11 protein-coding genes are annotated in these 11017 nt (G+C 63.8%); 8 read left to right on the top strand and 3 right to left on the bottom strand.

Translation table 11 applies throughout. The features are described from left to right. The 3 genes from AAHB16_RS32580 to AAHB16_RS32570 all read right to left on the bottom strand — a co-directional run. The coding region (locus tag AAHB16_RS32580) for a hypothetical protein (protein WP_342052925.1) at nucleotides 1-526 on the bottom strand (526 nt) is incomplete at its 3' end. A gap of 190 nt (nucleotides 527-716) precedes the next feature. Then, on the bottom strand, nucleotides 717-1697 hold the full coding sequence (locus AAHB16_RS32575) for an HpcH/HpaI aldolase/citrate lyase family protein (RefSeq protein WP_150371097.1): 981 nt from the start codon (nucleotides 1695-1697) through the stop codon (nucleotides 717-719). A 117-nt stretch (nucleotides 1698-1814) separates the two neighbouring features. Further along, the gene (locus tag AAHB16_RS32570; protein ID WP_109580504.1) at nucleotides 1815-2798 is read right to left on the bottom strand and encodes a malate dehydrogenase; all 984 of its coding nucleotides are present in this window, start codon (nucleotides 2796-2798) and stop codon (nucleotides 1815-1817) included. Between the two features lie 218 nt (nucleotides 2799-3016). Between AAHB16_RS32570 and AAHB16_RS32565 the strand changes: the two genes are divergently transcribed. From AAHB16_RS32565 to AAHB16_RS32530, 8 genes are all read left to right on the top strand, one after another. Next, the gene (locus AAHB16_RS32565) at nucleotides 3017-3889 is read left to right on the top strand and encodes a GntR family transcriptional regulator (RefSeq protein WP_150371098.1); all 873 of its coding nucleotides are present in this window, start codon (nucleotides 3017-3019) and stop codon (nucleotides 3887-3889) included. A 318-nt stretch (nucleotides 3890-4207) separates the two neighbouring features. Then, on the top strand, nucleotides 4208-4618 hold the full coding sequence (gene sdhC / locus AAHB16_RS32560) for a succinate dehydrogenase, cytochrome b556 subunit (protein WP_150371099.1): 411 nt from the start codon (nucleotides 4208-4210) through the stop codon (nucleotides 4616-4618). A gap of 13 nt (nucleotides 4619-4631) precedes the next feature. Further along, nucleotides 4632-4997: a succinate dehydrogenase, hydrophobic membrane anchor protein gene (gene sdhD, locus AAHB16_RS32555; RefSeq protein ID WP_109580507.1), complete on the top strand. Its 366-nt coding sequence runs from the start codon at nucleotides 4632-4634 to the stop codon at nucleotides 4995-4997. Between the two features lie 3 nt (nucleotides 4998-5000). Beyond that, nucleotides 5001-6779 carry a succinate dehydrogenase flavoprotein subunit gene (gene sdhA, locus AAHB16_RS32550; protein WP_150371100.1) on the top strand — a complete coding sequence of 593 codons (1779 nt, stop codon included), beginning with the start codon at nucleotides 5001-5003 and terminating at the stop codon, nucleotides 6777-6779. A gap of 34 nt (nucleotides 6780-6813) precedes the next feature. Next, on the top strand, nucleotides 6814-7515 hold the full coding sequence (locus AAHB16_RS32545) for a succinate dehydrogenase iron-sulfur subunit (protein WP_109580509.1): 702 nt from the start codon (nucleotides 6814-6816) through the stop codon (nucleotides 7513-7515). Nucleotides 7516-7653: 138 nt separating this feature from the next. Next, entirely contained in the window at nucleotides 7654-7941 is a 288-nt protein-coding gene (locus tag AAHB16_RS32540) for an FAD assembly factor SdhE (protein WP_191002224.1), read from the top strand. A gap of 41 nt (nucleotides 7942-7982) precedes the next feature. Continuing rightward, on the top strand, nucleotides 7983-9284 hold the full coding sequence (gene gltA / locus AAHB16_RS32535; protein WP_150371102.1) for a citrate synthase: 1302 nt from the start codon (nucleotides 7983-7985) through the stop codon (nucleotides 9282-9284). Between the two features lie 507 nt (nucleotides 9285-9791). Beyond that, a complete protein-coding gene (locus AAHB16_RS32530; RefSeq protein WP_150371103.1) occupies nucleotides 9792-10919 on the top strand; it encodes a branched-chain amino acid ABC transporter substrate-binding protein in 1128 nt (375 codons plus the stop codon). Nucleotides 10920-11017 lie beyond the last annotated feature (98 nt).

Below are 11017 nucleotides of genomic sequence, written 5' to 3'. Positions count from 1 at the left end.
GGGGGGGGGGGGGGCGGGGGGGGGGGGGGGGGGGGGGGGGGGGGCGGGGCGCGCGCCCGGCGGCCCCCCCCCCCCCCCCCCCCGCGACGGTCGGCGCGGAGCCGCCAGCCTGCATGTCGGCGTTCTGGCACTCGTCGGCCAGGCGCTGGCCCAGGTTCTTGTTGAACAGCATGGCCTTGCTCGGGATCACCACCAGGTCGAGGCCGCTGCGGGCATCGTAGTAGCGGTCCGCACCGGTCACGGTGGCCTGGCGCGGCAGGCGGTATTCCTTGGCCTCCCAGTTGACGACGATCACTTCGTCACGGCGCATGTCGCCGGCGATGTAGATCGCATGGCCCAGTTCGCATTGCCACTTCTCGCCGTTCGGCGTGACGGGCACTTCGGCGACCGGCGTGGCCTTCTTGGAGGACTTCTTGGCGGGCGCTTTTTTGGTCGCGGCCGGCTTCTTGGCGGGTTCCTGGGCCAGCGCTGCACCGGCGGTCAGGGTCATGGCGCCAATGCAGGCTGCGAGCACGAGGTGTTTCATTGCTGGTTCCTTTTCGGATATCAAAATAGTAGACCGCGGTATCGATGGGGTGCGGCAAGGGGGGGCAGTCATAGTTCGCCGCTATTCTCTACGATTTGCAAAGCCCGGCGTAGTACATCATGGGTTGGTTACACAATTGCACGGATTCGGATCACATCGTTGTTTCCATGTGCGCGACAACGGTGCCGGATCACGCGAAAAACAGCTCGGCGGCCGGCGGCGGCAGGGCCGTGCCCGTGGCCTGTGCGCGCTGCAGCAGAGACCAGTAATAGCGGTAGCTCGCGCGGTCGTGCAACTGCCCGTCATGGCGGATGGGCCCCCAGTTGTTCCGGTGCGCCGCGAGCAGGATCTCGCTGGCCGCGCCGATTTCCGCGTCGCTGGGCCGGAAGGCCGCCACGATCGGCGCGATCTGGCCCGGATGGATGCTCCATTTGCGCAGGTAGCCGAATTCGGTACGCGCGCGCAGCGCATCGTCGCCCGCGCGCTGCGGCATCTGGACGTCGGTGCTGACGTTGTGCGAGGGCACCTTGCCATGCCGGTGGCAGGCCGCCGAGATCTCCAGCATCGCGCGCCGGATCAGCGGCTGCTCGAATTGTTGCGGCGAGCGCATCGCCTCCCCGGGGATTGCCCCATGATGCGCAGAAACAAAATCCATGAGGCCGAACGATAGACACTCCACCTGCACCAGCGCGGCGATGTCGAACGCCTGCTCGAGGGCGGCATGCGTCTCGATCAGGACATGGATCGGGATATGGCGCGCGATGCCGGCCATGCGCGCGGCATGGTTGACGTGATCCGTCACGCGGGCCACCTCCACCACGTCCGTGACCTTCGGCACCACGACGTAGGCCAGACGGGCGCCGGCGGCGGTGACGAGGATGTCGATGTCCTCGCGCCACGCGGGGTGGGCCGGGTCGTGAATGCGCACGCCCACGCGGTTGAACGCGTTCTCGCGGCTGTTGATCAGCTGCGCGCAAAGCGCGGCGTGTTCGCGTTCCTGGCCGACGGCGGCGCCGTCCTCGCAGTCGAACGTGATGTCGAACACGGGGCCAAGCTCTTGTTGCAGGCCCAGCGACTTGCGCATGAGCTTCTCGGTGCCGGCATAGTGGTCACAGACCGGTAGCTGGACCGGAATCGCTTCGCCCTGGAACAAGACCTCGGATGGATGCACGTTGATCGAGAAGTAGAGAGTTAAGACAGGCCGAATAAAAAAACCGGGGCCCGCGCCGATTCACGAAAATCCTGAATCGATGCAAGGCCCCGGTCTGTCATCGGAGGCGACTGGCGATCAGCCCAGCAGGTGCTGCACGCCGGCACGCTCTTCTTCGAGTTCCTTGAGCGTGATATTGATCTTTTCCTGGCTGTAGGCATCGACTTCGAGGCCCTTCACCACTTCGTACTTGCCGTTGACCGTGGTCACCGGGAAGCCGAACATCGTGTCTTGCGGAATACCGTAGTCGCCGTTCGACGGGATGCCCATGGTCACCCACTTGCCGTTCGAACCCAGCACCCAGTCGCGCACGTGGTCGATGGCGGCGTTGGCGGCCGAAGCAGCCGACGACAGGCCACGGGCCTCGATGATCGCGGCGCCGCGCTTGCCGACGGTCGGCAGGAACACGTCGTTGTTCCAGGCGTGGTCGTTGATCAGTTCCTTGACGTTCTTGCCGTCAACGGTCGCGTAGCGGTAGTCGGCGTACATGGTCGGGCTGTGGTTGCCCCACACGAACAGCTTCTCGATGGCCGACACCGGCTTGCCGGTCTTGGCGGCGATCTGCGACAGCGCGCGGTTGTGGTCCAGGCGCAGCATGGCGGTGAAGTTCTCGCGCTTCAGGTTCGGCGCGGACTTCATGGCGATGTAGGCGTTGGTGTTGGCCGGGTTGCCGACCACCAGCACCTTGACGTCGCGGCTGGCCACTTCGTCCAGGGCCTTGCCCTGCACGGTGAAGATCTGGGCGTTGGCTTCGAGCAGGTCCTTGCGTTCCATGCCCTTGCTGCGGGGACGCGCGCCCACCAGCAGTGCCACGTCGGCGTCCTTGAACGCAACCTTGGGGTCGTCGGTGATCACGACGCCGGCCAGCAGCGGGAACGCGCAGTCTTCCAGCTCCATCACGACGCCCTTGACGGCGGCTTGGGCTTGCGGGAGGTCCAGCAGTTGGAGGATGACCGGCTGGTCTTTGCCGAGCATGTCGCCATTGGCGATGCGGAACAGCAGGGAATAGCCGATCTGGCCAGCGGCGCCGGTCACTGCGACGCGCATTGGGGCTTTAGCCATGGGAAAGTCTCCAAACGATGAAAAGGGGTGTGTCGCCACGGGGGCAGGGCGGCCATCCGCCGACAAGCCGTAAGTCTACTACTGCTATGTGGCGGCGCGGGGCTGCGGGAGTGTAGGTCCGGGCGGCGGACCCTGTCAAATAAGATGTCTTATATAAGACATAAGACATTTCATAGTTCGCTGGACGCGTTTCTCGCTTTTGTGGTGAAATCCGGGCTATGTCAACCCTGCCCACGTCCCTGGCCGCCGCGACCGCTAATGGCGCGCCGGAATCTGGCGCCGCTCCGTCCGGTGCCGGGACGCCGCCGCCCGCTTCGGGCGCGCCCGCCGCCTCGCCGGCGCCGTCGCCCGCCGCCCCGCCCGTCATCTCGAATTCGCCCACGTTCAGCCCGCTTTACCAGCAGATCAAGGCCCTCATCATGCAGAGCCTGCAGTCCGGCGAGTGGAAGCCTGGCGACATGATCCCGAGCGAGATGGAACTGGCCGCGCGCTACAAGGTGAGCCAGGGCACGGTCCGCAAGGCCATCGACGAGCTGGCCGCCGACAATCTGGTGGCCCGCCGCCAGGGCAAGGGCACGTTCGTCACGACCCATCACGAGGATGTGGTCAAGTTTCGCTTCCTGCGGCTGGTGCCGGACGAAGGGGAGCCGCACTACGGCGCGAGCCGGGTGCTCGAATGCAAGCGCCTGCGCGCGCCGGCGGAGATCGCGCGTCTGCTCGACCTGCGCACCGGCGACAGCGTGGTGCAGATTCGCCGCGTGCTGACGTTCTCGGGCGAAGCGACCGTGCTCGACGAGATCTGGCTGGTCGGCGCGAGCTTCAAGGGCCTGACGGCCGAGAAGCTCACGGAATGGAAGGGCCCGATGTACGCGCTGTTCGAGGCCGAATTCGGGACGCGCATGATCCGGGCCACCGAGAAGATCCGGGCGGTGGCGGCCGACGAGACGGCGGCCTCGCTGCTGTCCGTGCCGGCGGGCTCGCCGCTGCTGTCGGTGGAGCGGGTCTCGTTCACGTATGGCGACCGCCCGGTGGAAGTCCGCCGCGCGTTGTATGTCACAACACGCCACTACTATCAGAACGATCTGAGCTGACCCGTGAGTTGACCCGTGAATTGTCGAGCGGAAATGTCGAAAAACCACGCCGGGGTAGTGGAATTGTCATGCTCCAGGCTGGTGCGTGGCGATGTGGCGTGCGATTGTCGCGCACGCCGTGGTGGTGCGTGATAGCTGAAAATTATTGGTGCGCTGCGCAACAAAGGCGCTAAAATCATGTGGATTTGCCCCAGTGCATTCCTCTGTATGCAGTGCCGATATGCATGAATCATCGTGACGCGATGACCGTGGATTGGCAAGGGGTGATGGCAGTTTCGTTCTTTGGTAGTTCTTTTCTTACCGCAAATGGGGTCTCGCATGGCTGAAGCCGTCAAACAAGCCAGGCCGGAGTTCCGGAACATCCATGTCGCGCAACTCGCGCGATACAGGTTGCCCTGGGCCGGCAAGGTATCCATCCTGCATCGCGTGAGCGGTGCGTTGATGTTCCTCCTCCTTCCGTTCGTTCTCTTCCTGTTCGAGCAGAGCGTTACGTCCGAAATCAGCTTCGCCCGTTTCTCGAGCCTGCTGTCCAACGGCTTCGTCAAGCTGGTCGTGCTGGCCCTGATCTGGGGTTACCTGCATCACTTCTGTGCCGGTATCCGCTTCCTGCTGCTCGATCTGCACGTGGGTGTATCGAAGCCCGCTTCCGGCAAGTCTGCCATTACCGTGCTCGTCGTCAGCCTGCTGCTTACCCTGATTTTCGGGCTGAAGCTTTTCGGCCTGTTCTGAGGAGAGTATTCAAGTGGCAAATAACAATATCGGTCCCAAGCGCCTCGTCGTCGGCGCGCACTACGGTATCAAGGACTGGCTTGCGCAGCGCGTGACTGCGGTGATCATGGTGGTCTTCACCGTGGTCCTGGCCATCGCCTTTCTCGCCTTTGGCAACCCCACGTATGAAGGCTGGGCAGGTCTCTTCGCCAATCAATGGATGAAGATCCTGACTTTCCTGACCATCCTCTCGCTGCTGTACCACGCCTGGATCGGCGTGCGCGACATCTGGATGGACTACGTCAAGCCGATGGCCGTGCGCCTCGTGCTGCAAGTACTAACGATTCTGTGGCTCGTCGGTTGCGCGGGCTACGCTGCTCAGATTCTCTGGAGGGTGTAATAAATGGTCGCAGTCAAGACTGGATTGCCGCGTCGTCGATTTGACGTGGTCATCGTCGGGGCGGGCGGCGCCGGGATGCGCGCATCCCTCCAGCTCGCGGAAGCCGGCCTGAACGTGGCCGTGCTGTCCAAGGTTTTCCCCACGCGCTCGCACACCGTGGCCGCCCAGGGCGGTATCGGCGCCTCGCTCGGCAATATGAGCGAGGACAACTGGCACTATCACTTCTACGACACCATCAAGGGTTCCGACTGGCTCGGCGACCAGGATGCGATCGAGTTCATGTGCCGGGAAGCGCCGAAGGTCGTGTACGAGCTCGAGCACTTCGGCATGCCGTTCGACCGCAATGCCGATGGCACGATCTACCAGCGTCCGTTCGGCGGCCACACGGCCAACTACGGCGAGAAGCCCGTGCAGCGTGCCTGCGCCGCGGCCGACCGTACCGGCCACGCGCTGCTGCACACGCTGTACCAGCGTAACGTCCGCGCCAAGACCCACTTCTTCGTCGAATGGATGGCGCTGGACCTGATCCGCGACCAGGACGGCGACGTGCTGGGCGTGACCGCGCTGGAAATGGAAACGGGCGAAGTCTATATCCTCGAAGCCAAGACCACGCTGTTCGCCACGGGCGGTGCCGGCCGTATCTACGCCGCATCGACCAACGCGTTCATCAACACCGGTGACGGCCTGGGCATGGCGGCGCGCGCCGGTGTGCCGCTCGAGGACATGGAGTTCTGGCAGTTCCACCCGACCGGCGTGGCCGGCGCGGGCGTGCTGATCACCGAAGGCGTGCGCGGCGAAGGCGGTATCCTGCGTAACAAGGACGGCGAACGCTTCATGGAGCGTTACGCGCCGACGCTGAAGGATCTGGCGCCGCGTGACTTCGTGTCGCGCTCGATGGACCAGGAAATCAAGGAAGGCCGTGGCTGCGGCCCGAACGGCGACTACGTGCTGCTGGACCTGACGCACGTCGGTGCCGAGACCATCATGAAGCGCCTGCCGTCGATCCGCGAAATCGGCATGAAGTTCGCCAACGTGGACGCGATCAAGGAACCGATCCCCGTCGTGCCGACCATCCACTACCAGATGGGCGGTATCCCGACGAACTTCCACGGTCAGGTGGTGGTGCCGAAGAACGGTAACCCCAACGAAGTGGTCAACGGTTTCTACGCGATCGGCGAATGCTCGTGCGTGTCCGTGCACGGCGCGAACCGCCTGGGCACGAACTCGCTGCTCGACCTCGTGGTGTTCGGCCGTGCCGCCGGCAACCACATCGTCGCCAGCGCGCTCAAGCAGAAGGAACACAAGCCGCTGCCGGCCGATGCCGCCGACCTCGCGATGTCGCGCCTGGCCAAGCTGCAGGCGACGTCGTCGGGCGAGTACACGCAGGACGTGGCAAACGACATCCGTCGCAACATGCAGTCGCACGCGGGCGTGTTCCGTACGCAGAAGCTGATGGACGAAGGTGTCGAGCGCATCCTCGAAGTGGCGGAACGTGCCGACAACATCCACCTGAAGGACAAGTCGAAGGTCTTCAACACCGCGCTGGTGGAAGCCCTCGAAGTGGCCAACCTGGTGGAAGTGGCCAAGGCCACGATGATTTCGGCCGCGGCCCGCAAGGAATCGCGCGGTGCGCACGCGCACAGCGACTTCCCGAACCGCGACGACCAGAACTGGCTCAAGCACACGTTGTTCTACAGCGAAGGCAACCGCCTCGACTACAAGCCGGTGAAGATGGAACCCCTTACGGTGGAATCCGTTCCGCCGAAGGCTCGTACCTTCTGAGCACCGCATCGTAGAGAAAACAGGACCCACAGAAATGAAGCGTATCTTCGAAGTCTACCGCTACGATCCGGACAAGGATGCCGCCCCGCGCATGCAGACCTACGAGGTCGAGCTGGACGGTCACGAGCGCATGCTGCTGGACGCGCTGGTCAAGCTGAAGAAGCTGGACGAGACCATCTCGTTCCGCCGTTCGTGCCGTGAAGGCGTCTGCGGTTCGGACGCGATGAACATCAACGGCAAGAACGGCCTGGCCTGCCTGACGAACCTGCGCGAGCTGCCGGACCGCATCGTGCTGCGTCCGCTGCCCGGCCTGCCGGTGGTGCGCGACCTGATCGTCGACATGACGCAGTTCTTCAAGCAGTACAACTCGATCAAGCCGTTCCTGATCAACGACGAGCCGCCGCCCGAGAAGGAGCGTCTGCAGTCGCCGCAGGAACGTGACGAGCTGGACGGCCTGTACGAGTGCATCTTGTGCGCGAGCTGCTCGACGTCGTGCCCGTCGTTCTGGTGGAATCCGGACAAGTTCGTCGGCCCGGCCGGCCTGCTGCAAGCCTACCGCTTTATCGCGGACAGCCGCGACCAGGCCACCGGCGAGCGTCTGGACAACCTGAACGACCCGTACCGCCTGTTCCGTTGCCACAGCATCATGAACTGCGTCGATGTGTGCCCGAAGGGTCTGAATCCGACGAAGGCCATCGGCAAGATCAAGGAACTGATGGTTCGCCGCGCGGTATAAGCGGCCGTGGCGGAAGCGGTCTACACTGTCTTTCGCCACATGACTTAAGCGTAGTAGCGACGTAGTAGCAAGCAATGTAGTAAGCGGGGTGCAAGCCTGGGCGGTTATCGTCGGGGTTCGTGCTCCGCAGCACGAAGGCTGACCATGAGTCTTTCCACCACTTTCTCCCATCAGGCTGACCCGCACAAGCGCGCGCGGCTTCGCTGGCGTGCCCGCCGCGGCCTACTGGAGAACGACATCATCGTCGAGCGATTCTTCAACCGTTACGAGGAAAGCCTGTCCGACGAGGACGTGGCTGCACTCTCCGAGCTCTTCGAGCTCAGCGACAACGAGTTGATGGACCTGCTGCTTGCCCGCAAGGAGCTTGACGGTGAGCTCGACACGCCCCCGATGCAACGGCTGATTGGCCTGTTGCGTTCGGTCTGAGTTTGGTCAACATATTATTCACAGCATTTGAAGGAACCGACATGACGCCGTCCGATGTGAAAGCCACGCTATCGTTTTCCGATGGTTCCCCCAGCGTTGAGCTGCCGATCTACAAGGGTACCGTTGGCCCGGACGTGATCGACATTCGCAAACTGTACGGTCAGACCGGCAAGTTCACCTACGACCCGGGGTTCATGTCGACCGCCTCCTGCAACTCGAAGATCACCTACATCGACGGTGACAAGGGCGAGCTGCTGTACCGTGGCTACCCGATCGAGCAACTGGCCGCGAAGTGCGACCACCTCGAGACCTGTTACCTGCTGCTGAAGGGCGAGCTGCCGAACGCCAAGCAAAAGGAAGACTTCGTCTTCAACGTGATGAACCACACGATGGTTCACGAGCAGCTGCAGTTCTTCATGCGCGGTTTCCGCCGTGACGCCCACCCGATGGCCGTGCTGACGGGCCTGGTCGGCGCCATGAGCGCGTTCTACCACGACGCGATGGACATCGACGATCCGCATCAGCGCGAGATCTCGGCCATCCGCCTGATCGCCAAGATGCCGACCCTGGTCGCCATGGCGTACAAGTACAACATCGGCCAGCCGTACATCTACCCGCAGAACGACCTGTCGTACTCGGGCAACTTCCTGCGCATGATGTTCGGCACGCCGTGCGCGCCGTATCACGTGAACCCGGTGCTCGAGCGCGCGCTCGACCGCATCTTCATCCTGCACGCCGACCACGAGCAGAACGCGTCGACCTCGACCGTGCGCCTGGCCGGTTCGTCGGGCACGAACCCGTTTGCCGCCATCGCCGCCGGCGTGGCCTGCCTCTGGGGCCCGGCTCACGGTGGCGCGAACGAAGCCGCGCTCAAGATGCTGGAAGAAATCGGCAGCGTGGACCACATCAACGAGTTCATCAAGCAGGTCAAGGACAAGAACTCGGGCGTGCGCCTGATGGGCTTTGGCCACCGCGTGTACAAGAACTACGACCCGCGCGCCAAGCTCATGCGCGAAACCTGCCACGAAGTGCTGAACGAACTGGGCCTGCACAACGACCCGCTGTTCAAGCTGGCCATGGAGCTCGAGAAGATCGCGCTCGAGGACGAATACTTCGTGAGCCGCAAGCTGTACCCGAACGTGGACTTCTACTCGGGTATCGTGCAGCGCGCGCTCGGCATCCCGACCTCGCTATTCACCTGCATCTTCGCGCTGGCACGTACGCCGGGCTGGATCTCGCAGTGGGAAGAAATGATCACCGATCCCGAGTACAAGATCGGTCGTCCGCGCCAGCTGTTCAACGGCGCATCGAGCCGCGACGTGCCGGACATGGCCAAGCGCTGATCGAGGCTGTTGCCGCGCAGGTTGCGGTACAGGAAGCCCCCGACCCGGTCGGGGGCTTTTTTTTGCGTGCTTTCTCCGTGGTGGTGCAAGACTGCCGGCGCAATTAAATGCGCACCACAATCGTGATATCCCGTTTCTGCGCCTTATTCTGCCGTACAGTGGTTGCAATCGTCGGCATTTATTGTGCAAATTTCCGTATTGATGGGAATCTCTGCTTCAATGCGGTGCAACTTCTCCCTATAATGGCGGCTGCTTCGCCGACGGCAGCCGGGCCATCCCTCCGGTCCTGACGTACCGGCCAAGCGGGGCAGGCGACGCGCTTGCGCAAGAGACAACGACAGTTGCTTGTCTTACCGAACATGACGCCCGGGCACCCCCGGGCGTCAGCACAGGCCGGGCCCCGCATCTCTCCATTTCCCTCGCTGGCCCGCATCCCTCCGTTCGATTGCGCGAGTCGCCCGACTCTGCCCGGCTGACCCACATCTACCTAGAACAGAGGAGCTCCTGATGACGTCTTCCCGTCTCACGTCCATCTCCGTCGCCGCTGCCATGGCGACGGCTGCCGCCTTCGCTGCGTCCGGCGCCAGCGCGGAAACCGTCAAGATCGCCATCGCCGGTCCGATGAGCGGCGCGGTCGCCCAGTACGGCGACATGGTCAAGGCCGGCGCGCTGACCGCCATCGAGCAGATCAACGCGGCCGGCGGCGCCGGCGGCAACAAGCTCGAAGCCGTGCTGATGGACGATGCCTGCGAGCCGAAGCAGGCCGTGGCCGTGGCCAACAAGATCGTCAGCCAGAACATTCGCTACGTGATCGGGCACGTGTGCTCGGGCTCGACGATTCCCGCATCGGACATCTACGAGAACGAAGGCATCGTGATGGTCACGCCGTCGGCCACCGCGCCGCAGCTGACCGAGAACAAGAAGCGCAAGTTCATCTTCCGCACGATCGGCCGCGACGACCAGCAGGGCCCGGCCGCCGCGCAGTACATCATCGGCAAGGTCAAGCCGAAGAAGGTGGCGATCCTGCACGACAAGCAGTCGTACGGCCAGGGTATTGCGAGCTCGGTGCGCAAGGATCTGGAAGCGGCCAAGATTCCGGTGGCGGTGTTCGAAGGCATCAATGCCGGCGACTCCGACTACTCGGCCGTCATCACCAAGCTGAAGTCGCAGGGCGTGGACTTCGTCTACTTCGGCGGCTATCACCCCGAGATGGGCCTGCTGCTGCGCCAGGCGCGCGAACAGGGCGTCAAGGCCACGTTCATGGGCCCCGAAGGCGTGGGCAACAAGGACGTGACCGCGATCGCGGGGCCGGCCTCCGAAGGCATGCTCGTGACGCTGCCGGCCGACTTCTCGGCCGATCCGGCCAACGCGGGTCTGGTCAAGGCGTTCGCGGACAAGAAGCGCGATGCGAACGGCGCGTTCCAGATGCCGTCGTATGCGGCCGTGCAGATCATCGGCGACGCCATTGCCGGCGCGAAGAGCACGGATCCGGCGAAGGTGGCCGCATACATGCACAAGAACGCGTTCCAGACGCCGATCGGCAAGGTCGAGTACGACGAGAAGGGCGACCTGCGCGCCTTCAAGTTCGTGGTCTACACGTGGCACAAGGACGCCACGAAGACCGCAGCCAACTAAACGGCAGCCAACCCAGTCGCGCCCCGCCGGCCATGTGCCGGCCGGGGGGGGGGGGGGGGGGGGGGGGCCGGGGGGGGTGGGTGAGGCAGAAAAAACCC

Origin of the sequence: Cupriavidus sp. OTU4054 (assembly GCF_038440175.1) — a bacterium.
Lineage (GTDB): Bacteria > Pseudomonadota > Gammaproteobacteria > Burkholderiales > Burkholderiaceae > Cupriavidus > Cupriavidus pauculus_D.
Note: the sequence above shows the minus strand (reverse complement) of the source record. Positions and strands in the feature narration are given on the sequence as shown.